General features: G+C 53.1%; 20 protein-coding genes. 15 read left to right on the plus strand and 5 right to left on the minus strand.

Translation table 11 applies throughout. The annotated features are described in order from the left end of the window. Nucleotides 1-21: 21 nt before the first annotated feature. The 4 genes from dnaK (at nucleotide 22) to nhaA (ending at nucleotide 5,074) form a co-directional block, all read left to right on the plus strand. Nucleotides 22-1,935, plus strand: coding sequence for a molecular chaperone DnaK (gene dnaK / locus WH277_RS25240; protein WP_133842356.1), 1,914 nt, complete (start codon nucleotides 22-24; stop codon nucleotides 1,933-1,935). 107 nt (nucleotides 1,936-2,042) lie between these two features. Next, nucleotides 2,043-3,185 (plus strand): molecular chaperone DnaJ, encoded by a 1,143-nt coding sequence (gene dnaJ, locus WH277_RS25245; RefSeq protein ID WP_339507313.1) that lies wholly within the window; start codon nucleotides 2,043-2,045, stop codon nucleotides 3,183-3,185. 201 nt (nucleotides 3,186-3,386) lie between these two features. Then, nucleotides 3,387-3,677, plus strand: a complete 291-nt coding sequence (locus WH277_RS25250) for a Bor family protein (RefSeq protein WP_133842354.1) — start codon at nucleotides 3,387-3,389, stop codon at nucleotides 3,675-3,677. Nucleotides 3,678-3,898: 221 nt separating this feature from the next. Then, complete coding sequence (gene nhaA, locus WH277_RS25255; RefSeq protein WP_159336873.1) at nucleotides 3,899-5,074, plus strand: Na+/H+ antiporter NhaA; 1,176 nt, start codon at nucleotides 3,899-3,901, stop codon at nucleotides 5,072-5,074. A gap of 135 nt (nucleotides 5,075-5,209) precedes the next feature. On the opposite strand, the gene rpsT is transcribed toward nhaA, so the two are convergent. Further along, nucleotides 5,210-5,473, minus strand: a complete 264-nt coding sequence (gene rpsT, locus WH277_RS25260) for a 30S ribosomal protein S20 (protein ID WP_133842352.1) — start codon at nucleotides 5,471-5,473, stop codon at nucleotides 5,210-5,212. 316 nt (nucleotides 5,474-5,789) lie between these two features. Between rpsT and ribF the strand changes: the two genes are divergently transcribed. From ribF to ispH, 5 genes are read left to right on the plus strand one after another with little or no spacing between them, the layout of a single operon-like run. Continuing rightward, on the plus strand, nucleotides 5,790-6,728 hold the full coding sequence (ribF, locus tag WH277_RS25265) for a bifunctional riboflavin kinase/FAD synthetase (protein WP_133842351.1): 939 nt from the start codon (nucleotides 5,790-5,792) through the stop codon (nucleotides 6,726-6,728). Nucleotides 6,729-6,764: 36 nt separating this feature from the next. After that, nucleotides 6,765-9,581, plus strand: a complete 2,817-nt coding sequence (ileS, locus tag WH277_RS25270) for an isoleucine--tRNA ligase (protein ID WP_167863353.1) — start codon at nucleotides 6,765-6,767, stop codon at nucleotides 9,579-9,581. After that, nucleotides 9,581-10,087 (plus strand): signal peptidase II, encoded by a 507-nt coding sequence (gene lspA, locus WH277_RS25275; RefSeq protein ID WP_171149331.1) that lies wholly within the window; start codon nucleotides 9,581-9,583, stop codon nucleotides 10,085-10,087. The genes ileS and lspA overlap by 1 nt, the downstream gene beginning before the upstream one ends. Before the next feature lie 3 nt (nucleotides 10,088-10,090). Then, nucleotides 10,091-10,561, plus strand: a complete 471-nt coding sequence (fkpB, locus tag WH277_RS25280) for an FKBP-type peptidyl-prolyl cis-trans isomerase (protein ID WP_159336875.1) — start codon at nucleotides 10,091-10,093, stop codon at nucleotides 10,559-10,561. Beyond that, the gene (ispH, locus tag WH277_RS25285) at nucleotides 10,542-11,495 is read left to right on the plus strand and encodes a 4-hydroxy-3-methylbut-2-enyl diphosphate reductase (RefSeq protein WP_133842347.1); all 954 of its coding nucleotides are present in this window, start codon (nucleotides 10,542-10,544) and stop codon (nucleotides 11,493-11,495) included. Before fkpB ends, ispH begins: the two co-directional genes overlap by 20 nt. Nucleotides 11,496-11,575: 80 nt before the next feature. Here ispH and WH277_RS25290 read toward each other — a convergent pair whose 3' ends face one another. Both WH277_RS25290 and WH277_RS25295 read right to left on the minus strand, forming a co-directional pair. Beyond that, nucleotides 11,576-11,995: a hypothetical protein gene (locus WH277_RS25290; protein ID WP_133842346.1), complete on the minus strand. Its 420-nt coding sequence runs from the start codon at nucleotides 11,993-11,995 to the stop codon at nucleotides 11,576-11,578. Continuing rightward, entirely contained in the window at nucleotides 11,989-12,609 is a 621-nt protein-coding gene (locus tag WH277_RS25295; protein WP_259151819.1) for a peptidoglycan recognition protein family protein, read from the minus strand. The genes WH277_RS25290 and WH277_RS25295 overlap by 7 nt, the downstream gene beginning before the upstream one ends. 269 nt (nucleotides 12,610-12,878) lie before the next feature. On the opposite strand from WH277_RS25295, the gene dapB reads away from it, so the two are divergent. The 4 genes from dapB to WH277_RS25315 all read left to right on the plus strand — a co-directional run bounded on the left by dapB (nucleotide 12,879) and on the right by WH277_RS25315 (nucleotide 19,496). Further along, nucleotides 12,879-13,700 carry a 4-hydroxy-tetrahydrodipicolinate reductase gene (gene dapB, locus WH277_RS25300; RefSeq protein ID WP_133842345.1) on the plus strand — a complete coding sequence of 274 codons (822 nt, stop codon included), beginning with the start codon at nucleotides 12,879-12,881 and terminating at the stop codon, nucleotides 13,698-13,700. Between the two features lie 467 nt (nucleotides 13,701-14,167). After that, nucleotides 14,168-15,304, plus strand: a complete 1,137-nt coding sequence (gene carA / locus WH277_RS25305) for a glutamine-hydrolyzing carbamoyl-phosphate synthase small subunit (protein WP_339507314.1) — start codon at nucleotides 14,168-14,170, stop codon at nucleotides 15,302-15,304. Between the two features lie 18 nt (nucleotides 15,305-15,322). Next, nucleotides 15,323-18,547, plus strand: a complete 3,225-nt coding sequence (carB, locus tag WH277_RS25310) for a carbamoyl-phosphate synthase large subunit (RefSeq protein WP_167863355.1) — start codon at nucleotides 15,323-15,325, stop codon at nucleotides 18,545-18,547. A gap of 205 nt (nucleotides 18,548-18,752) precedes the next feature. After that, entirely contained in the window at nucleotides 18,753-19,496 is a 744-nt protein-coding gene (locus WH277_RS25315; RefSeq protein ID WP_133842342.1) for an acid phosphatase, read from the plus strand. Between the two features lie 74 nt (nucleotides 19,497-19,570). On the opposite strand, the gene WH277_RS25320 is transcribed toward WH277_RS25315, so the two are convergent. Together WH277_RS25320 and WH277_RS25325 are read right to left on the minus strand one after the other, a co-directional pair. Continuing rightward, the gene (locus WH277_RS25320; RefSeq protein WP_159336876.1) at nucleotides 19,571-19,888 is read right to left on the minus strand and encodes a helix-turn-helix domain-containing protein; all 318 of its coding nucleotides are present in this window, start codon (nucleotides 19,886-19,888) and stop codon (nucleotides 19,571-19,573) included. A 4-nt stretch (nucleotides 19,889-19,892) separates the two neighbouring features. Further along, nucleotides 19,893-20,228 carry a toxin gene (locus tag WH277_RS25325; RefSeq protein WP_339507315.1) on the minus strand — a complete coding sequence of 112 codons (336 nt, stop codon included), beginning with the start codon at nucleotides 20,226-20,228 and terminating at the stop codon, nucleotides 19,893-19,895. A 280-nt stretch (nucleotides 20,229-20,508) separates the two neighbouring features. Here WH277_RS25325 and WH277_RS25330 point away from each other — a divergent pair, with 280 nt between their 5' ends. Continuing rightward, nucleotides 20,509-21,228 carry a FadR/GntR family transcriptional regulator gene (locus WH277_RS25330; RefSeq protein ID WP_133842339.1) on the plus strand — a complete coding sequence of 240 codons (720 nt, stop codon included), beginning with the start codon at nucleotides 20,509-20,511 and terminating at the stop codon, nucleotides 21,226-21,228. Further along, on the plus strand, nucleotides 21,209-22,366 hold the full coding sequence (locus tag WH277_RS25335; protein ID WP_159336877.1) for a PLP-dependent transferase: 1,158 nt from the start codon (nucleotides 21,209-21,211) through the stop codon (nucleotides 22,364-22,366). The genes WH277_RS25330 and WH277_RS25335 overlap by 20 nt, the downstream gene beginning before the upstream one ends. Nucleotides 22,367-22,385 lie beyond the last annotated feature (19 nt).

Raw genomic sequence — 22,385 nt, forward strand, 5'->3', positions numbered from 1 at the left:
ATTTAAGTGGGAGATGTTTAAATGGGTAAGATTATTGGTATTGACCTGGGCACAACGAACTCTTGTGTAGCTATCATGGATGGCGGCAAAGCGCGTGTACTGGAGAATGCAGAAGGCGATCGTACAACACCTTCGATTATTGCTTACACCCAGGATGGTGAAACGCTGGTAGGTCAGCCTGCTAAACGTCAGGCCGTGACTAACCCGCAGAATACTCTGTTTGCGATTAAGCGCCTGATTGGCCGTCGCTTCCAGGATGAAGAAGTGCAGCGTGACCTGAAAATCATGCCATTCAAAATCGTGGGTTCTGAAAACGGTGATGCATGGCTGGACGTGAAAGGCCAGCGCGTGGCTCCGCCACAGATCTCAGCAGAAGTGCTGAAAAAAATGAAGAAAACGGCTGAAGACTATCTGGGTGAACCAGTGACTGAAGCGGTTATCACTGTACCGGCATACTTCAACGATGCACAGCGTCAGGCAACTAAAGATGCCGGTCGTATCGCTGGTCTGGAAGTAAAACGTATCATCAACGAACCAACCGCAGCGGCTCTGGCCTACGGTCTGGATAAAGGTCAGGGTAACCGCACTATCGCGGTATATGACCTGGGTGGTGGTACTTTCGATATCTCTATCATCGAAATCGATGAAGTTGATGGCGAAAAAACCTTCGAAGTTCTGGCAACCAACGGTGATACCCACCTGGGTGGTGAAGACTTCGACAGCCGTATGATCAACTACCTGGTGGCTGAGTTTAAGAAAGATCAGGGCATCGATCTGCACAACGATCCACTGGCGATGCAGCGTCTGAAAGAAGCGGCAGAAAAAGCGAAGATCGAGCTGTCTTCTGCCCAGCAAACTGACGTAAACCTGCCGTACATCACTGCTGATGCGACAGGTCCTAAACACCTGAACATCAAAGTGACCCGTGCGAAGCTGGAATCACTGGTAGAAGATCTGGTTGCTCGTTCTATCGAGCCGTTGAAAGTTGCTCTGCAAGATGCAGGTCTGTCCGTCTCTGAGATCAACGATGTGATCCTCGTTGGTGGCCAGACACGTATGCCAATGGTTCAGGCGAAAGTGACCGAGTTCTTCGGTAAAGAGCCACGTAAAGACGTGAACCCGGACGAAGCTGTTGCTGTTGGTGCAGCGGTTCAGGGTGGCGTATTGGCGGGTGAAGTAAAAGACGTTCTGCTGCTGGACGTTACCCCGCTGTCGCTGGGTATCGAAACCATGGGCGGTGTGATGACGTCGCTGATCACTAAGAACACCACTATCCCAACCAAGCACAGCCAGGTGTTCTCAACAGCTGAAGACAACCAGTCTGCCGTGACCATCCATGTTGTGCAGGGTGAGCGTAAACGTGCAGCGGATAACAAATCTCTGGGTCAGTTCAACCTGGACGGTATCCAGAGCGCACCACGTGGTATGCCTCAGATCGAAGTGACTTTCGACATCGATGCCGATGGTATCCTGCATGTGTCAGCGAAAGACAAGAACAGCGGTAAAGAGCAGAAAATCACCATCAAGGCCTCTTCCGGTCTGAACGACGAAGAGATCGAAAAAATGGTGCGTGATGCGGAAGCAAATGCTGAATCTGACCGTAAGTTCGAAGAACTGGTTCAGGTACGCAACCAGGGCGATCAGCTGTCACACAGCACACGTAAGCAGCTGGACGAAGCGGGCGACAAACTGCCAGCGGATGACAAAGCGCCTATCGAAGCCGCATTGACCGAACTGAACGCGGCGCTGAAAGGCGAAGATAAAGCGGATATCGAAGCCAAGATCCAGGCTCTGATGGAAGTGTCCAGCAAGCTGATGGAGTTCGCTCAACAGCAGCAGGCCGCTGGCGGCGCAGCAGATGCGACCGATGGTGCGAAGAAAGACGATGATGTTGTCGACGCTGAATTTGAAGAAGTGAAAGACAACAAAAAATAATCGCCCTTGAGCGGGCAAGGTGGCGCGTCATGCGCCATTGATTACCAGCACGGGCGTCGGAGAAATCCTACGCCCGTGCATGCATGTTAAGGGCAGGATCAATAACAATGGCGAAGAGAGACTATTACGAGGTTTTAGGCGTTTCCAAATCAGCGGAAGAGCGTGAAATCAAAAAGGCTTATAAACGCCTGGCAATGAAGTTTCACCCCGATCGTAACCAGGGTGAAGGTGCCGAAGAACAATTTAAAGAGGTCAAAGAAGCCTACGAAATTCTGACCGATGCGCAGAAACGTGCGGCTTACGATCAGTACGGCCATGCAGCCTTTGAACAGGGCGGTATGGGCGGTGGCGGTCATGGCGGCTTCGGCGGCGGTGGCGGTGCTGACTTCAGTGATATCTTTGGCGACGTATTCGGCGATATCTTTGGCGGAGGCCGCCGTCAACAGCGTGCTGCACGCGGCGCAGATTTACGCTACAACATGGAGCTGTCGCTGGAAGAAGCGGTACGCGGCGTGACCAAAGAGATCCGCATTCCAACGCTGGAAGAGTGTGATGTTTGCCACGGTAGTGGCGCGAAAGTCGGTACCAAACCGCAAACCTGTTCAACCTGTCACGGTGCTGGCCAGGTACAGATGCGTCAGGGATTCTTCACCGTACAGCAAGCTTGTCCGACCTGTCATGGTCGTGGCTCGGTGATTAAAGATCCGTGTAACGCCTGCCGCGGTCATGGCCGGGTTGAGCGTTCGAAAACCCTGTCGGTGAAAATTACGGCGGGTGTGGATACCGGTGACCGCATTCGTCTGACCGGCGAAGGGGAGGCGGGTGAGCACGGCGCGCCATCAGGCGATTTGTATGTTCAGGTTCAGGTGCGTAAGCACAATATCTTTGAGCGTGAAGAGAACAATCTGTACTGCGAAGTCCCGATCAACTTTGTGATGGCTGCGCTGGGTGGAGAGATTGAAGTACCGACGCTGGACGGCCGCGTGAAGTTGAAAGTACCTGCGGAAACGCAGACGGGCAAACTGTTCCGTATGCGCGGTAAGGGTGTGAAATCAGTACGTGGTGGTGCGCAGGGTGACCTGTTATGCCGCGTGGTGGTGGAAACGCCAGTCAGCCTGAGTGAGAAGCAGAAATCGCTGTTACGCGAACTGGAAGAGAGCTTCGGCGGCCCATCCGGTGAGAAGAACAGCCCGCGTTCTAAAAGCTTCTTCGATGGCGTGAAGAAGTTCTTTGACGATCTGACCCGTTAATCGCAACGGCTCCCTGGTCATTCAGGGAGCCGAAACATCAATAAATCCCCTGTATTTTTCCACTTTTCAGCTCTTTTATCTCTCTTTCAGGAAAATTTTTGGTGGAATCTCTTTGAAAGTATCAATGTTGTTTCTTAATATTGCATTGAGTATCTGATTGTTATTAGATGTCGCTTCAATTTATCTAATGGAATTGGGTTCATGAAAAAGATTCTGGCAATTGCCGCCTTCGCTGTTCTGCTTTCTGGTTGTGCTCAACAAACTTTCCAACTGAAACATAATCAGGTTGCTGCGCCTAAGCAGGTGACCACTCACCACTTCTTCGTGTCGGGTATCGGTCAGAAAAAAACGCTGGATGCTGCGGCAATTTGTGGCGGTGAGGATAAAGTCGATCGCGTTGAAGTTCAGCAGACTTTCGTCAACGGCCTGCTGGCTGTAGTGACTTTCGGTATTTATACCCCACGTGAAGCACGCGTTTACTGCGCACTGTAAGTTGTTATCAATGTGCCAAGAAAGCCGCTTCGTGCGGCTTTTTTTACGTCCTTAGCCTGCCTGATATTCGCATTTTCCTGCTCCTTATTTTTCATTTCATCTCAATAATTCTTCAATATCGAGGTGTCGGGAGGGCATAAACTGTTTTTTTCCAGCGGTTTAAACACGTATGCTATCGGTCATCTGAAGCTTATTCACTGAGATTAACAGCGGAGTCTGTCATGAACCTCTTTTTCAAAAAACTCTTAAAAAACGATGCCACGGGCGGTGTGGTGCTGATTATCGCCGCTGCCGTCGCTATGTTCCTCGCCAATAATGCCAGTACTCAGCAGGCTTATCAGGCCGTTCTGGCAATGCCGGTGCAGTTCCGTTTCGGTGCCCTGGATATCAATAAAGATCTGCTGTTATGGATCAATGATGCATTAATGGCACTGTTTTTCCTGATGATTGGCCTGGAAGTGAAACGCGAACTGATGATGGGGTCGCTGAAGGGCCGGGAGCGCGCGATGTTCCCGTTGATTGCCGCCTTAGGCGGTATGTTGGCCCCGGGACTGATCTATGCGGCTCTGAATCATAATGACGCGCTGGCGATCCACGGCTGGGCGATACCTGCTGCCACCGATATTGCTTTTGCGCTGGGTATTCTGGCGCTACTGGGTAGCCGCGTGCCACCGGCGTTGAAAATGTTCCTGATGGCATTGGCCGTCATCGATGATTTGGGTGCCATTGTCATTATCGCTTTCTTCTACACCAGCGATCTGTCATTGGTCTCACTGGGGGTTGCTGCAGCGTCTATCGTTGCTCTGGCCCTGTTGAACCTGTGTGGTGTGCGTAAAACCTCAGTCTATCTGCTGGTCGGAATGGTGCTGTGGGTGGCAGTGCTGAAGTCGGGCGTGCATGCCACGTTGGCGGGGGTGATTGTCGGTCTGTTTATTCCGCTGAAAAAACAGGATGGACACTCGCCGTCGATTGAACTGGCGCATGGTCTGCACCCCTGGGTGAGCTGGCTTATCCTGCCGCTGTTTGCCTTTGCCAATGCCGGTGTTTCCCTGACGGGTGTCTCAGTTGAAGGATTGTTCTCGATGGTACCGCTGGGGATTATTCTGGGTCTGCTGGTGGGTAAACCGTTGGGGATCACGCTGATTTGCTGGCTGTCGGTGAAGCTGAAGATTGCCGTGTTGCCGGAAAACACCAAGATGGTGGATATTGCCGCTGTGGGTGTGCTGTGTGGCATCGGCTTTACCATGTCTATCTTTATCGCTTCACTGGCATTTGACGCCGCGCATGAGGAGATGGTCACGCTGGCCAAGCTGGGGATTCTCACCGGATCTGTACTGTCTGCTGTGGTGGGATATAGTCTTCTGCGGGTTAAATTGCCTGCACAATCATCGCATTAATGACGTAGTGATTGATGGAAAGGTAGGGGCGGCCTTTTTCAGGTCGCACCTGCTTGCGGGGTGTACCCTCAAAAAAAAGACATAAAAAAACCGCCGGAGCGGTTTCTTTATCAAAGCTCGATTAACACGCTGACATTAAGCCAGTTTGCTGATCTGTGCAGCCAGATTTGCTTTATGACGTGCAGCTTTGTTTTTGTGGATCAGGCCTTTAGCTGCCTGACGGTCCACAATTGGTTGCATGTCATTAAATGCATTCTGCGCAGCTGCTTTATCGCCAGTAGCGATAGCCGCGTAAACTTTCTTGATGAAAGTACGCAACATTGAGCGACGGCTAGCGTTGTGCTTGCGACGGTTCTCAGATGTTACGGCGCGTTTCTTAGCTGATTTGATATTAGCCAAGGTCCAACTCCCAAATAGTTCTATGAGGACAATTCAAAGGCCGAGGAATATGCCCTTTTCGCCTTCGGTTGTCAATGGATTTGTGCAAATAAGCGCCGGTCAAACAGTGGCACTTGATTACGTTTCGATGGCGCAAGATTCTACCAGCTTCATCCAGGCGAATACAGCTTATTCACAAGAAAAATATCATACCACGCTGGATCAGCACCCTACAGAGCGAAATGGGGAGAAGAAAGCATGAAAGCCCGAATTCGTGGGTTAACCTTCACGGCTGTACAAGGTATAATCCGCCGATTTCCACAAATTTGAGCCAGCCATGAAGTTTATCCGCGGCATACATAACCTTAGAGAGCAGCATCGCGGCTGCGTACTGACTATCGGGAATTTCGATGGCGTACATCGCGGTCATCAGGCGCTGCTAGCGCAACTGTGCAAAGAAGGGCGTCAGCGCAATTTGCCAGTGATGGTCATGCTGTTTGAACCTCAGCCGCTGGAACTGTTTGCGGCGGAAAAAGCCCCTGCGCGGCTGACACGCCTGCGGGAGAAAGTGCGTTACCTCGAACAGGCCGGCGTCGATGCCGTGCTGTGCGTGCGTTTTGATCGCCGTTTTGCGGCCAGGACGGCACAGAGTTTTGTCGCCGATCTTCTGGTTGATAAGCTGGGCGTTGAGTTCCTGGCTGTTGGGGATGATTTCCGCTTTGGCGCTGGTCGCCAGGGCGATTTCCTGTTATTACAGAATGCAGGTGTCGAGTATGGCTTTGATGTCATCAGTACCCAGACATTCTGCGATGACGGAAAACGCATCAGCAGCACGGCGATTCGCCAGGCGCTGGCAGAAGATAACCTGTCGATGGCCAATGCCCTGCTGGGGCGTCCTTTCAGCATTTCTGGCCGTGTAGTGCATGGCGATGCGCTGGGCCGCACCATTGGTTTCCCTACGGCTAACCTGCCGCTGCGGCGCACCGTCTCCCCGGTCAAAGGGGTGTATGCCGTGGAGGTTTTGGGGCTGGGTTCACATCCGTTAGCCGGTGTGGCAAATATCGGCACCCGACCTACCGTTGCAGGGCTGCGTCAGCAGCTGGAAGTACATCTGCTGGATGTCTCTATCGACCTTTACGGGCGCCATATTGAAGTGGTACTGCGTGATAAAATACGTAACGAGCAGCGCTTTGCCTCGCTCGACGCACTGAAAGAACAAATTGCAAACGATGTGGTGACTGCCCGAACTTTTTTTGGGCTGAAGACATCGGTTTAAGTTTACATAGAACCGACATACGGAACCGAGAATCTGATGAGTGACTATAAATCTACCCTGAATTTGCCGGAAACGGGGTTCCCGATGCGTGGCGATCTGGCCAAACGCGAACCGGGCATGCTGCAACGTTGGTATGATGACAAGCTGTACGGCATCATTCGCGAAGCCAAGAAAGGGAAAAAAACCTTTATTCTGCATGATGGCCCTCCCTACGCGAACGGCAGCATTCATATTGGTCACTCCGTTAACAAGATTCTGAAAGACATTATCGTTAAGTCGAAAGGCATGGCGGGCTATGATTCGCCGTACGTTCCAGGCTGGGACTGTCACGGTCTGCCTATCGAGCATAAAGTTGAGCAGATGATCGGTAAGCCGGGCGAGAAAGTCAGCGCATCCGAATTCCGTGCTGCCTGCCGTAAATATGCCGCCGAGCAGGTGGAAGGGCAGAAAGCCGACTTTATCCGCCTCGGAGTGCTGGGTGACTGGGATCGTCCGTATCTGACGATGAACTTCCAAACCGAAGCCAACATCATCCGTGCCCTGGGTAAGATCATCGGCAACGGTCACCTGCACAAGGGCGCAAAGCCGGTGCACTGGTGCCTGGACTGCCGCTCTGCGCTGGCTGAAGCGGAAGTGGAGTATTACGACAAAACCTCCCCGTCTATCGATGTGATGTTCAATGCCGTCGATAAAGACGCGGTGCAGGCGAAATTTGGCGCAGGCCACGTTGATGGCCCGATTGCCCTGGTGATCTGGACTACCACGCCGTGGACGATGCCGGCTAACCGCGCCATCTCTCTGCATCCTGAATTTGACTACCAGCTAGTGCAGATTGAGGGCCGTGCCCTGATCCTCGCTAAAGACATGGTCGAGAGTGTGATGAAGCGTGTTGGCATGGCTGCATGGACCGTGCTGGGTGAAGCGAAAGGCGCTGACCTCGAACTGATGGGCTTCCAGCATCCTTTCCTCAGCCACACCTCTCCGGTGGTGCTGGGTGAGCACGTGACGCTGGAAGCCGGTACCGGTGCCGTTCACACTGCGCCTGGCCACGGCCCGGACGACTATGTGATTGGCCAGAAGTACGGTATTGAAGTCGCTAACCCGGTCGGCCCGGACGGCAGCTTCCTGCCAGGCACATACCCGACGCTGGACGGCGTTAACGTATTTAAAGCCAACGATATGATCGTTGAGTTGCTGCGCGAGAAGGGCGCTCTGCTGCATGTTGAGAAACTGCATCACAGCTACCCACACTGCTGGCGTCACAAAACGCCGATCATCTTCCGTGCAACTCCGCAGTGGTTTATCAGCATGGATCAGAAAGGCCTTCGTGCGCAGTCGCTAAAAGAGATCAAAGGCGTGCAGTGGATCCCGGACTGGGGCCAGGCGCGTATTGAGTCGATGGTGGCTAACCGCCCTGACTGGTGTATCTCCCGTCAGCGTACCTGGGGCGTGCCGATGGCGCTGTTCGTCCACAAAGACACTGAGCAGCTGCACCCGGATTCTCTGGAACTGATGGAGAAGGTAGCGAAGCGGGTTGAGCAGGACGGTATCCAGGCATGGTGGGATCTCGATGCCCACGATCTGATGGGTGCTGATGCTGACAACTACGTTAAAGTGCCGGATACCCTGGACGTATGGTTCGATTCAGGATCGACCAGTTACTCGGTGGTTGATGCGCGCCCTGAGTTTGGCGGTAACGAACCTGATTTATATCTGGAAGGTTCGGATCAGCACCGTGGCTGGTTTATGTCCTCGCTGATGATCTCCACTGCGATGAAAGGCAAAGCGCCATACCGCCAGGTACTGACGCACGGCTTCACCGTTGATGGTCAGGGCCGCAAGATGTCCAAATCCTTGGGCAACACCGTCAGCCCACAGGACGTGATGAACAAGTTGGGTGCCGATATCCTGCGTCTGTGGGTGGCATCGACCGATTACTCCGGTGAAATTGCTGTCTCTGACGAAATCCTTAAGCGTTCTGCCGACAGCTATCGTCGCATCCGTAACACCGCGCGTTTCCTGCTGGCGAACCTCGCCGGTTTCAACCCGGAAACCGATCTGGTGAAACCGGAAGAGATGGTCATCGTTGACCGTTGGGCTGTGGGCCGCGCACTGGCCGCACAGAATGATATCGTCGCTTCTTACGAAGCCTACGATTTCCATGAAGTGGTACAGCGTCTGATGCAGTTCTGCTCGGTTGAGATGGGTTCATTCTATCTGGATATCATCAAAGATCGTCAGTACACCGCGAAGTCAGATGGCCTGGCGCGTCGTAGCTGCCAGACCGCGCTGTGGTACATCGTGGAAGCGCTGGTGCGTTGGATGGCACCAATCATGTCCTTTACCGCCGATGAAATCTGGGGCTATCTGCCGGGCAAACGCAGCCAGTACGTGTTTACCGAGGAGTGGTTCGACGGGTTGTTCAGCCTGGAAGACAACCAGCCAATGAATGACAGCTACTGGGCTGAACTGCTGAAAGTACGCGGTGAAGTCAATAAGGTGATCGAGCAGGCGCGTGCTGATAAGCGTATCGGTGGTTCTCTGGAAGCCAGCGTAACGCTGTACGCTGATGCTGACCTGGCAACCAAGCTGACCAGCCTGGGTGAGGAACTGCGCTTTGTGCTGCTGACCTCAGGGGCTAAGGTCGCTGACTATGCACAGGCAACCGACGATGCGCAGCAGAGTGATGTGGTGAAAGGTCTGAAAATTGCTCTGCAGAAAGCAGAAGGTGAGAAATGCCCACGCTGCTGGCATTACACTAGCGATATCGGCCAGAACGCCGAACACGCTGATGTCTGCGGTCGTTGTGTCTCTAACGTCGCGGGCAGCGGCGAACAGCGTAAGTTTGCATGATGAGCAGACCTGTTCTCTCAACCGGATTGCGCTGGCTGTGGCTGGTGCTGGTGGTGATTGTCATTGATTTCGGCAGCAAGCAGTGGATTATGAATAATCTGATGCTGCACGAATCGATGCCAGTGATGCCGTACTTTAACTTCTTTTATGCTCACAACTACGGCGCGGCGTTCAGCTTCCTCGCCGATAAAGGTGGCTGGCAGCGCTGGTTCTTTGCCGGTATTGCCATTGCCATTGTCGTGGTGCTGCTGGTGATGATGTACCGCACCAGCGCGAGCAATAAACTGAATAACATCGCCTATGCGCTGATTGTGGGTGGCGCAGTGGGCAACCTGTTTGACCGGTCATATCATGGCTTTGTGGTGGACTTCATCGATTTCTATGTCGGTGACTGGCACTTTGCCACGTTTAATATTGCCGACTGCGGTATCTGTATTGGTGCCGCGCTGATCGTGCTGGAAGGGTTCCTGAGCCCGAACGGCAAACAGGCTAAGAATAAAGGGTAAGGCATGACCGATTCTGTACAGCGTGACAGCGAAGTGCTGGTGCATTTCACCTTAAAACTGGCGGATGGTTCCACAGCGGAATCCACGCGCAGTCACGGTAAACCGGCGTTGTTTTGCCTCGGCGATGGTAGCCTGTCAGAAGGGCTGGAAAGTCATCTTCTCGGACTAAAAACGGGTGAAGCGTGTGCTTTTTCGCTGGACGCAGACGATGCGTTCGGCGGTATCAGCCCGGACCTGATCCAGTATTTTTCGCGCCGTGACTTTGTGCAGGCAGGAGAACCGGAAATTGGTGCCATCATGCTGTTCAGCGGCATGGATGGTAACGAGATGCCTGGTGTGATCCGTGAAATCTCTGGTGATTCGATCACCGTTGATTTCAATCACCCACTGGCCGGGCAGACCATTCACTTTGACGTAGAAGTTCTGGAGATTGATCCGGTACGGGAGACGAGCAATGCAGATCCTGTTGGCTAACCCGCGCGGTTTCTGCGCAGGCGTTGATCGCGCTATCAGCATTGTGGAGCGTGCGCTGGAGATGTATGGCGCACCTATCTACGTGCGGCATGAAGTGGTGCATAACCGTTATGTGGTCAACAGCCTGCGCGAGCGCGGGGCGATCTTTATTGAAGAGATTGCTGAAGTGCCGGATGGTTCTATCCTGATCTTCTCTGCACATGGCGTGTCTCAGGCCGTTCGTGCTGAAGCCAAAGCGCGCGAGCTGACCATGCTGTTTGATGCCACCTGTCCGCTGGTCACCAAGGTGCATATGGAAGTGGCGCGTGCCAGTCGAAAAGGAACGGAAGCGATCCTGATTGGTCATGCGGGCCACCCGGAAGTGGAAGGGACAATGGGCCAGTACAACAACCCGAAAGGGGGGATGTATCTGGTGGAAGCGCCAGCAGATGTGTGGAAACTTCAGGTTAAAGATGAAGACAATCTGTGCTTTATGACGCAAACCACGCTGTCCGTCGATGACACCTATGAAGTGATCGATGCGCTGCGTGCCCGTTTCCCCAAAATTGTTGGTCCGCGTAAAGACGACATCTGTTACGCCACCACTAACCGGCAGGAAGCGGTGCGTACGCTGGCCCGTGACGCTGATGTAGTGCTGGTGGTCGGTTCGAAAAACTCTTCGAACTCAAACCGTCTGGCAGAGCTTGCACAGCGTGCCGGCAAGCTGGCACGTCTGATCGACTCCGCTGATGATATTCAGGAAGAGTGGGTCAGAGGTGTGGGATGTGTTGGCGTCACCGCAGGTGCTTCGGCACCGGATATCCTGGTGCAACAGGTGATCGAACGGCTGAACTCACTGGGTGGCGTCGATGCCATCGAGCTGATTGGTCGCGAAGAGAACATTGTGTTTGAAGTACCGAAAGAGCTGCGCGTGGAAGTTCGTCAGGTCGAGTAGGGCGCATTTTCTTCTGTCTGGGGCGACCTTTTTTTCCGGTCGCCTTATTCCCTTAAGTCATGCAATTCCAGTTATTTCAATTACTTATCATCATATCCACCCTCATTCGGATCGTACCATGTGTTGTGTTCATAAAAGAGGTTAACTGAGTTTTCATCGTTCAGAACCAAAGTCGCAATCCCACTTGAATATAACATCCATTTTCCAGGTAGCTGGTCGCCATATTTGATGTCGCCTTGTGCGTAGCAGGATGAGTAGCGGGTATCTATAGCGAAATGATTATCAACCGGATAGGCGTGATTAAAGAAGTTGATCACCTGCTCTGTGGTTGGTGTGAACTTTTTACAGGCCTTAATTTCACTGGGATTGGTGACTGCTTTCAGCGTCTGCCCACTACTGACGATGCTGACGGATGTGACCGGATTGGCGTAGCTGGAGCCGATAAGAAACAATGAGACCAGCAAGATGCCAGTATTTAAGCAAAAGGGTTTGATTACCATTTGGCTGAACTCGCTTCAGTGATATTTTTTCTGGCAATTTCAGGATGCCTGAAGATTTCACTCGTACTAATCTTCAACGTGCTTTTTAATTCTCTGACTAGCCACTCAAGTGATTCTGACTGGTGCTGATTTACGGCCTCAAAAATTCTACCATCAGGATATTCCTTTAAATCCTCTGTCTTGAAAGCCTCTCCAACAATCTCAATACCAATTGCATCCGTGTTTGCCGGAAAGCGGTCGGGCCATGGCTTTTGCCTCTCCCTGTCTGATATTTCTTTGGTGCGCCAGGCGTTTTCCAGTTGAGTGGCTTTTTTGAGTTCAGCGGGTTCACATTTTTGCGTGATCAGGCAGCGCGATTTCATCCTGCCAACATGGTAAGTCATTTTGAACAGCGAGGCCGTCTGATAAATGGTGCCATCTTTATCAATGATAAAATGGGCCCCGTTGGCATTGGCGTGCTGGTAGCTGTTAAAGGTACTTTGTAACGTTGCGGCCCCGGTCTGATGAACGACAATGCCGTTAACATGGCCCATGTCACCGTGATGAAGGGAGTGAAAAATCTTTTTGGTAATCCTGACCGCATCGATATAGCCATTGGCATCGATATACAGCATGGTTCATCCTTGGTTTGATTAACAATCAGCTTTTGTAGGTTATATAGCCAGTTCTGCTTGAGCAAGGATGCCTGCCAATTTTCGTAGTTTATCCACTCAACGGCCATCCCATTTCCCTTCCCCAATCCTTACAAAATCTGTTTTACTGATAATCCTCACGCGCTGGCGTAAAATTCTTATTATCTGGTTTTAATTGTGGCGCAGACGTTAACCGCTGGTTAATCTGTATGCGGCTTGAATGAATAGAAATCTGTCAGGAATGAATAAATATGAGTAATACAGAAATCCGTATCGCCATTGTGGGAGCCGCAGGGCGTATGGGGCGTCAGCTAATTCAGGCAACGGTTCAGTCTGAAGGTGCGCGTTTGGGCGCCGCGCTGGTGCGTTCAGGTTCGTCGCTGACGGGCGCAGATGCCGGAGAGCTGGCTGGTTGTGGCGCACTGGGCATTAAAGTGACGGATAACCTTGATGCGGTGGTGAATGATTTCGATGTGTTGATCGATTTCACCCGCCCGGAAGGCACGCTGCATTATCTGGAATTTTGTCGTCAGCATAAAAAAGCGATGGTTATTGGTACCACCGGATTCGATGAGGACGGTAAAGCCGCCATCAAAGCCGCTTCTGCTGATATCGGCATCGTGTTTGCCGCCAACTTTAGTGTGGGCGTTAACCTGGTGCTGAAACTGCTGGAGAAAGCCGCCAAAGTGATGGGTGACTACGCGGATATCGAGATCATCGAAGCGCATCACCGTCATAAAGTTGATGCACCATCGGGTACCGCGCTGGCGATGGGGGAAGCGATTGCTGATGCGATGAACTGGAACCTGAATGAGCATGCGGTCTATAGCCGTGAAGGTTACACCGGTGAGCGTGAAGCACAGACCATCGGTTTTGCCACTGTACGTGCCGGAGATATCGTCGGTGAGCATACAGCGATGTTTGCAGATGTTGGCGAGCGGGTAGAGATAACCCACAAGGCTTCAAGCCGTATGACCTTCGCTAATGGCGCAGTTCGTGCAGCAATATGGTTGAAAGCGCATAAAACAGGGCTTCATGATATGCGCAGTGTCCTGAATCTTGATGATTTATAAGTGTTGTGTACCATCGTGATGTGGTTATTTCAATCATAACTTTTTGATTGGATGGGCAATAATTTTATTGCCCTTTTTATTTTGTATAAATAGCCATTTAAGTTATTTTTTTATAGGTTCAACTTATAAGTTGATATTATCTCTGTTTTTCACCCTCCGTAAGCGCTATTTTTGACCATTTGGTCCACTTTTTTACTCCCCACCCCCTGAAATTATGCACAAGCGCTCAGGCAACCGATTTTATGACCAGGATGTGTCATGCTTTCAGGGTAAATCTTCCGGATTTACGCTCAGTTAGTTAAAAAACGCAGAAAAACATCCTCGCAGGGTAGACAATAGAGAGGGCGATCATTAGAATGCGCCCAATTTGCCAAAAACTGAGCAGTCAGGCAGTTTTTGCATTGATTTTGGGGTCATTCCTGAATTAATATGCATATATTGTGACTGTTTATTCCCTGGAGGATGTTTTGATTAAGTCAGCGCTATTGGTTCTGGAAGACGGAACCCAATTCCACGGTCGGGCCATCGGGGCAACCGGGTCGGCAGTGGGAGAAGTTGTTTTCAACACGTCAATGACCGGTTATCAAGAAATCCTCACTGATCCTTCCTATTCCCGCCAGATCGTCACTCTTACTTATCCCCATATCGGCAATGTCGGCACCAACTCCGCTGACGCAGAATCTTCTCAGGTACATGCATCGGGCCTGGTTATCCGTGATTTACCGCTGATTGCCAGCAACTACCGTAATGAAGAAGGCCTGTCTGATTACCTGACTCGCCACAACATTGTCGCTATTGCCGATATCGATACGCGTAAGCTGACCCGTCTGCTTCGCGAAAAAGGGGCACAGAATGGCTGTATCATCGCGGGCGATGCGCTGGATGCCGCTGTAGCACTGGAAAAAGCCAAAGCGTTCCCGGGCCTGAAAGGCATGGACCTGGCGAAAGAAGTGACCACTAAGGATGCGTATCAGTGGCTGCAGGGGAGCTGGGCGCTGGAAGGTGAGCTGCCTGCGCCGAAGACTGATGCAGACCTGCCGTTCCATGTTGTCGCGTATGATTACGGCGTGAAGCGTAACATCTTGCGTATGCTGGTGGATCGCGGCTGCCGTCTGACCGTTGTTCCGGCGCAGACTTCCGCGGAAGACGTGCTGAAGCTGAATCCGGACGGGGTGTTCCTCTCTAACGGTCCTGGCGACCCGGAGCCGTGTGACTACGCGATTACGGCGATCAAACGCCTACTGGAAACCGACATTCCGGTGTTCGGTATCTGCCTCGGCCACCAGTTACTGGCGCTGGCCAGCGGTGCCAAGACCGTGAAGATGAAACTGGGCCACCACGGTGGTAACCACCCGGTGAAAGATCACGATAACAATACCGTGATGATTACCGCCCAGAACCACGGTTTTGCCGTTGACGACAGCCAGCTGCCTTCTAATCTGCGTGTGACCCATACTTCACTGTTTGACCATACGGTACAGGGTATTCACCGCACCGATAAAGCCGCTTTCAGCTTCCAGGGGCACCCGGAAGCCAGCCCAGGCCCGCACGATGCTGCGCCCTTGTTCGATCATTTTATCGAACTGATTAAAAAAGCTATTTAAGGTCGGGAGAGAAAGACAATGCCAAAACGTACAGACATAAAAAGTATCCTGATCCTCGGTGCTGGCCCGATTGTTATCGGCCAAGCCTGCGAATTTGACTACTCGGGTGCGCAGGCGTGTAAAGCGCTGCGTGAAGAGGGTTACCGCGTTATCCTGGTGAACTCCAACCCGGCCACCATCATGACCGACCCGGATATGGCCGATGCGACCTATATCGAACCTATCCACTGGGAAGTCGTGCGCAAAATCATTGAGAAAGAGCGCCCGGATGCCGTGCTGCCAACCATGGGCGGCCAGACTGCGCTGAACTGTGCGCTGGAGCTGGAACGTCAGGGCGTGCTGGCTGAATTTGGTGTCACGATGATCGGCGCCACCGCTGATGCGATCGATAAAGCGGAAGACCGTCGTCGTTTCGACGTTGCGATGAAGAAAATCGGCCTCGATACCGCACGTTCCGGTATCGCACACACGATGGAAGAAGCGCTGGCGGTTGCCGCTGACGTGGGCTTCCCGTGCATTATCCGTCCGTCATTCACCATGGGTGGCACAGGTGGCGGTATCGCTTACAACCGCGAAGAGTTTGAAGAGATTTGCGAGCGTGGCCTCGACCTGTCACCGACTAATGAGCTGCTGATTGATGAGTCGCTGATTGGCTGGAAAGAGTACGAGATGGAAGTGGTGCGTGATAAAAACGACAACTGCATCATTGTCTGCTCGATTGAAAACTTCGATGCCATGGGCATTCACACCGGTGACTCCATCACGGTTGCGCCAGCACAGACGCTGACCGACAAAGAGTACCAGATTATGCGTAACGCCTCGCTGGCGGTACTGCGTGAGATCGGTGTGGAAACCGGCGGTTCAAACGTACAGTTCTCAGTAAATCCGGAAAATGGTCGCCTGATTGTCATTGAGATGAACCCGCGCGTATCACGTTCTTCAGCGCTGGCATCCAAAGCGACCGGTTTCCCGATTGCGAAAATCGCCGCCAAGCTGGCCGTCGGTTTTACGCTGGATGAGCTGACCAACGACATCACCGGTGGCCTGACTCCGGCCTCCTTCGAGCCGTCCATCGACTACGTTGTGACGAAGATCCCTCGCTTTAACTTCGAGAAATTTGCCGGTGCCAATGATCGTCTGACCACACAGATGAAATCTGTGGGTGAAGTGATGGCAATTGGTCGCACCTTCCAGGAATCGATGCAGAAAGCCCTGCGCGGTCTGGAAGTGGGCGCCCATGGTTTTGACCCGAAAGTGGGCCTTGACGACCCGGAAGCGCTGACGACCATTCGTCGCGAGTTGAAAGATGCTGGCTGCGACCGCATCTGGTACATCGCTGATGCCTTCCGTGCTGCGATGAGCGTGGAAGATGTCTTCGCGCTCACCAACGTTGACCGCTGGTTCCTGGTGCAGATTGAAGAGCTGGTGAAGCTGGAACAGCAGGTAGCAGACCAGGGCATTAACGGCCTGAACTATGACTTCCTGCGTGCCCTGAAGCGTAAAGGTTTTGCCGATGCACGCCTGGCCGATGTGGCCGGTGTCTCTGAAGCCGAAATCCGTGCGCTGCGTGAGCAGCATAACCTGCACCCGGTCTACAAACGTGTTGATACCTGTGCGGCAGAGTTCTCCACCAATACCGCCTACATGTACTCCACTTATGAAGAGGAGTGCGAAGCGAACCCTAACCAGGACCGTGACAAAATCATGGTGCTGGGCGGTGGTCCAAACCGTATCGGCCAGGGCATTGAGTTCGACTACTGCTGCGTACACGCCTCACTGGCGCTGCGCGAAGACGGGTTCGAAACCATTATGGTCAACTGTAACCCGGAAACCGTCTCTACCGATTACGACACCTCCGACCGTCTGTACTTCGAACCGGTGACCCTGGAAGATGTGCTGGAAATCGTGCGCATCGAGAAGCCTAAGGGTGTGATCGTACAGTACGGTGGCCAGACGCCACTGAAACTGGCGCGTGCGCTGGAAGCCGCAGGCGTGCCGGTTATCGGTACCAGCCCGGATGCCATTGACCGTGCAGAAGATCGTGAGCGTTTCCAGCAGGCAGTTGATCGCCTCGGCCTGAAACAGCCGGCTAACGCCACCGTGACGGCCATTGAAATGGCCGTCGAAAAAGCAGCACTGATTGGCTACCCACTGGTGGTGCGTCCGTCTTACGTGCTGGGCGGCCGTGCGATGGAAATCGTATACGACGAAATCGACCTGAAGCGTTACTTCAACACGGCGGTTTCCGTCTCTAATGATGCGCCGGTTCTGCTGGACCGTTTCCTGGATGACGCCGTCGAAGTTGACGTAGATGCCATCTGTGACGGTGAGCAGGTGCTGATTGGCGGCATTATGGAACACATTGAGCAGGCGGGCGTTCACTCCGGTGACTCAGCCTGTTCACTGCCAGCGTATACGCTGAGCCAGGAAATCCAGGATGTGATGCGCGACCAGGTGAAAAAGTTGGCCTTTGAACTGGGCGTACGCGGTCTGATGAACGTGCAGTTTGCAGTGAAAGACAACGAGGTTTACCTGATTGAGGTGAACCCACGTGCTGCGCGTACCGTACCGTTTGTTTCTAAAGCGACCGGGATGCCGCTGGCGAAGGTTGCCGCACGCGTGATGGCGGGCAAAACGCTGGCTGCTCAGGGTGTGACGAAAGAGATCATCCCACCGTATTACTCCGTGAAAGAAGTCGTGCTGCCGTTTAACAAGTTCCAGGGTGTTGACCCTATCCTTGGCCCGGAAATGCGCTCCACCGGGGAAGTGATGGGTGTGGGCCGTACCTTCGCAGAAGCTTTCTGCAAAGCGATGCTGGGCGCACAGAGCAACATGAAGAAGAGCGGTCGTGCGCTGCTGTCAGTGCGCGAAGGCGATAAGAAACGCATCGTTGAGCTGGCTCGTCGCCTGCAGGATTCTGGTTTTGAACTGGATGCTACTGCGGGTACTGCTGAGGTGTTGAAAACTGCCGGGATTGAGGTGCGCCAGGTGAATAAGGTGCATGAAGGTCGTCCGCATATTCAGGATCGGGTGAAAAACGGCGAGTACGCCTATATCGTTAACACCACCGCAGGCCGCCAGGCGATTGAGGATTCCAAACTCATCCGCCGCAGTGCGTTGCAGTACAAGGTGCACTACGACACCACACTGAATGGTGCTTTCGCCACCACCACGTCACTGAATGCCAGCGCCACTGAGCAGGTGATCTCCGTGCAGGAAATGCACGCGCAGATCAACGCTTAACGCCGGTCATCGTGACAGCAACAAACCCCGCCTCGGCGGGGTTTTTTTTGGGGCGCGATTCGGCAAAAGTCGTTTCTGATTATCGGTTTTGTGATCGCACAGGTTGCAGCATTGTCAGGGTTCGTTAGGATGACTGGCGCTGGGTTTTACATTATGTATTGAAAAACAGCCACTTTTTACACCAATGATTATAGGGAAATTAACCATGAAAAGAATTGTTCTGGCGATGCTGGTTGGAGCGGTAATGGCTCAATCTGCGTATGCGGCCAAAGATGTCACCACGCAACCTGACGTTTACTTTCTGAAAGAATCACAGTCCATCGACAGCCTGGCGTTGCTGCCACCCCCTCCGGCGATGGACAGCATCGAGTTTTTGAATGATAAAACCCAGTATGACGTGGGTAAAATGCTGCGTGACACGCCAAGAGGCAAGCAGGCCTGGAAAGATGCTAACGTTGAGGGCGATGGCGTAGCAGAGGCATTCTCCGAGGCTTACGGCATGGAAATTACGCTGGAGAAAACGCCGGAACAGTATCGACTGGTGAAGAAAATGCGCGAAGATGCGGGCGACCTGGCCACACGCAGCGCCAAGCAACACTACATGCGCATCCGTCCTTTTGCTTTCTATCATGAAGCCACCTGCCGTTCCGATGACGAAGGCAAGCTCTCAACCAATGGCTCCTATCCTTCAGGCCACACCACCATTGGCTGGGCCACTGCGCTGGTGCTGGCTGAGATCAATACCGACCGCCAGGGGCAAATTCTGCAACGTGGCTATGAGATGGGCCAGAGCCGAGTGATTTGCGGTTATCACTGGCAGAGTGACGTCACCGCGGCTCGCGTGGTGGCCTCGGCGATTGTGGCACGTCTGCACGCTGAACCGACCTTTGTCAGCCAGCTGCAAAAAGCCAAAGATGAATTCAAGCGTCTGAAAGGCAGCGCGCTTTAAACGAATAGCCCCCCGTAGTGGGCGACCTTTTTTACGGTCGCCCTTTGAGAGATTCTTTTCCAGTTACACTTTTCTTAAGCCAGTTTTGCCAGTATTTCCAGCGTAGTAGACTCATTTTCAATTAAGCGGATCAGCAAAATGGCCTGTTTATTCGGCTTTGCCCGCCCCTGCTCCCAGTTCTGATAGGTGGTTAATCCGGTCTGTAAGTACTGTGCGAAGACCGCCTGAGAAAGCTGTAAGTTTTCACGGATAGTGCGCAATTCCTCCGGGGCAAGTACCACCTCAGCTTTTGCCGCCAGGCGATGCGTCTTCAGCGTTTTCTTGCCCTGGTGATGTTCAGCCAGCGCGGTAAACCCCTCGACCAGTTCATGGTAAAGATCGCGTTTTTCCATAAAATCACCCTCCTTTAGTCAGGTTTGCCAGCAGCGAACGTAAGCTGTCGCGCTGTGCCGGGGAGAGATCGCTTGCCTCTCCTTTGCTGTAAACAGTGAACAGCAGAAAGTGTGCCTGTTCCTGCCACCAGTAATAAATCACCCGTGAACCTCCGCGTTTTCCCTTATGGCGATGGGCATCGCCTACTCTGAGTTTACGCAGCCCTCCGGTGTGCTGGATAACATCACCGCAGGTGGGACAGAGCATTAACAGATTCTGCAAACTGCGAAATGCATCGTCATAAAAATAATCGACACGGTGACGTGCGAAAGGCGGAAGTTCAATAAAGATAGCATCCACTGCTGTATCTCCTGATGGGCTTAAACTATCCCCAATAATGAGTTAGTTCAAGTGAATTTTGTTGGTTTTTTGAACCTGATGATTTTGCCTCCTTCCTGCTGATATGTCCCATGACTTGCTCATTCCCTGCGCAACGCCTCGCAAATCTGCACTGTTAACGCTCAGAAGATTTGCTTATTTCTCAGTTAAAATCATTTGAATCAATAGCTTGATTTTTTGGCATCAAAATTGCGTTACCTGAAAGAGGTTGAGTTGTTGGGCCAATTTATCAGGGGGCAGGATGTCATCATTAAACGCCAGTTTGTCGCCGATTGCGGTACAGCACAGCGATGTGTTGGTGCTGGACGCGTTGACGCGCTATGTGGCGCAGTCCGGGACTCAGATTGGTGAACGTTTGCCGCCAGAGCGTGTACTGGCAGAGCAACTGGGGGTGAGCCGTAACACGGTACGTGAAGCGCTGAAACGCTGGGAGGCACTGGGCATTATTGTGCGCCGCAAAGGCAGCGGCACCTTCCTGCATGCCGAAGTCACCAGCAATGACAGTTTCCTCTCCCTACGCTTTAAGAACGACTCACAGAACATGCTGCATGCGCTGGAGGTGCGACGCATCATCGAGGCCGAATCCTGTGGCCTGGCGGCGATCCGCGCCAGCCGTGAAGACCTGCTGCTGATAGAACAGCGGCTGGTGGAGATGGAGCGGGTACATCTGTCCATAGGTTCTGCCGGGGCCGAAGACTGGGCGTTTCACGCCAGCATCTATCAGGCCGCCCATAACCCGTTACTGCTACATATGGTGGTCGGTTTATACGACACCCTGCACGCGTTCTTCGAATCTCCCCCCGAACAGGCACTGTTCAGCGACTCCTTTCCGCTGCACCGCACGCTGTTCGAAGCCATTGCACGCCGTGATGCCATTGAGGCGACGCGCGTCAGCCATTTAATTCTCGATATCACCGAACGTGACATGAAGGACGTGATCCATGCAGCCAGAAAAATATAAAGACCAGACCCAGCTAACGCACGATGTCCGCCATGATAAAGGCGCGGTATCGCCACCGATTTACCAGTCGTCGTTGTTCAGCTTCAGCGACTACGACAGCATGATCGCCCGTTTTCGCGGTGACAGTGACCAGCCGCTCTATTCACGCGTGGACAACCCAACGGTCAAAGCGTTGCAGGACAAAGTGGCCTTGCTGGAACAGGGGGAAGCCTGTCTGGCCTTCAGTAGCGGGATGGCGGCCATCAGCAACGCCATTCTCAGCGTGGTGTCACCGGGCGATAAAGTGGTGTGTATCAACCACGTTTATCCGGATACCTACCGCTTTCTACGTGGCTTCTGCCAGCGTTTTAACATCAACAGCGAGTTTGTAGACGGTGATTCTCTCGCGGCGGTAGAAGCCGCGCTGCCGGGGGCAACGCTGCTCTATCTTGAAAGCCCGAGCAGCTGGGTGATGGGTGAGCAGGATCTGCGTGCGCTGGTCGCTCTGGCCAAACGTTATGGCGTGACCACGATGATTGATAACAGTTGGGCATCGCCGCTGTTCCAAAAACCGCTGACCCTGGGCGTGGATATTGTGGTGCATTCTGCCTCGAAATATATCAGTGGCCACAGCGATGTGGTGGCCGGGCTGGTGATTGCCAGCCGTGAGCACATCATGGCCATTACCCGCGGCGTCAGCCCTTTCCTCGGCGGTAAGCTCTCTGCCAACGAAGCCTGGCTGCTGATCCGCGGCCTGCGCACGTTGCCACTGCGTATGCGCCAGCACCATCACAGCGCCCTGACGATTGCGCAGCAACTGCGGGATCATCCACAGGTCATCCGGGTTTATCACCCAGGGCTGGACCCGCAGCCCTTCTCAACACTGAGTGGTTACAGCGGCCTGTTCTCCTTCGAACTCGATGACTCGGTGGATATCCCGCGTTTCTGTAATGCCCTGAATCTTTTCCATATGGGCGTCAGTTGGGGCGGCTTCGAGAGCCTGGTGATGCCGGCTATTTCGGTGCTGAATCAGGCCGGAGAGTTTAACTCAGCGCGCGATTTTGGCGTGTCTCCGCGCGTTGTCCGTATTTCTATCGGCCTGGAAGAGACCGATGACCTGTGGCTCGACTTGCAGCAGGCGATCGCTGCTGCCCGCTAACTTCACCCGACAAGAGGAC

Source organism: Erwinia sp. MYb416 (assembly GCF_037479575.1).
Taxonomy (GTDB): domain Bacteria; phylum Pseudomonadota; class Gammaproteobacteria; order Enterobacterales; family Enterobacteriaceae; genus Erwinia; species Erwinia rhapontici.

Bases quoted from the DNA above. Each gene is read 5' to 3' on its own strand.
- ileS (WP_167863353.1), top strand. From the start codon at position 6,765: ATGAGTGACTATAAATCTACCCTGAATTTGCCGGAAACGGGGTTCCCG.
- WH277_RS25315 (WP_133842342.1), top strand. From the start codon at position 18,753: ATGAAAAGAATTGTTCTGGCGATGCTGGTTGGAGCGGTAATGGCTCAA.
- WH277_RS25295 (WP_259151819.1), bottom strand. From the start codon at position 12,609: ATGCTGTATATCGATGCCAATGGCTATATCGATGCGGTCAGGATTACC.
- dnaJ (WP_339507313.1), top strand. From the start codon at position 2,043: ATGGCGAAGAGAGACTATTACGAGGTTTTAGGCGTTTCCAAATCAGCG.
- fkpB (WP_159336875.1), top strand. From the start codon at position 10,091: ATGACCGATTCTGTACAGCGTGACAGCGAAGTGCTGGTGCATTTCACC.
- WH277_RS25250 (WP_133842354.1), top strand. From the start codon at position 3,387: ATGAAAAAGATTCTGGCAATTGCCGCCTTCGCTGTTCTGCTTTCTGGT.
- WH277_RS25320 (WP_159336876.1), bottom strand. From the start codon at position 19,888: ATGGAAAAACGCGATCTTTACCATGAACTGGTCGAGGGGTTTACCGCG.
- ribF (WP_133842351.1), top strand. From the start codon at position 5,790: ATGAAGTTTATCCGCGGCATACATAACCTTAGAGAGCAGCATCGCGGC.
- dapB (WP_133842345.1), top strand. From the start codon at position 12,879: ATGAGTAATACAGAAATCCGTATCGCCATTGTGGGAGCCGCAGGGCGT.
- WH277_RS25330 (WP_133842339.1), top strand. From the start codon at position 20,509: ATGTCATCATTAAACGCCAGTTTGTCGCCGATTGCGGTACAGCACAGC.
- dnaK (WP_133842356.1), top strand. From the start codon at position 22: ATGGGTAAGATTATTGGTATTGACCTGGGCACAACGAACTCTTGTGTA.
- WH277_RS25335 (WP_159336877.1), top strand. From the start codon at position 21,209: ATGCAGCCAGAAAAATATAAAGACCAGACCCAGCTAACGCACGATGTC.
- lspA (WP_171149331.1), top strand. From the start codon at position 9,581: ATGAGCAGACCTGTTCTCTCAACCGGATTGCGCTGGCTGTGGCTGGTG.
- WH277_RS25290 (WP_133842346.1), bottom strand. From the start codon at position 11,995: ATGGTAATCAAACCCTTTTGCTTAAATACTGGCATCTTGCTGGTCTCA.
- nhaA (WP_159336873.1), top strand. From the start codon at position 3,899: ATGAACCTCTTTTTCAAAAAACTCTTAAAAAACGATGCCACGGGCGGT.
- ispH (WP_133842347.1), top strand. From the start codon at position 10,542: ATGCAGATCCTGTTGGCTAACCCGCGCGGTTTCTGCGCAGGCGTTGAT.
- carB (WP_167863355.1), top strand. From the start codon at position 15,323: ATGCCAAAACGTACAGACATAAAAAGTATCCTGATCCTCGGTGCTGGC.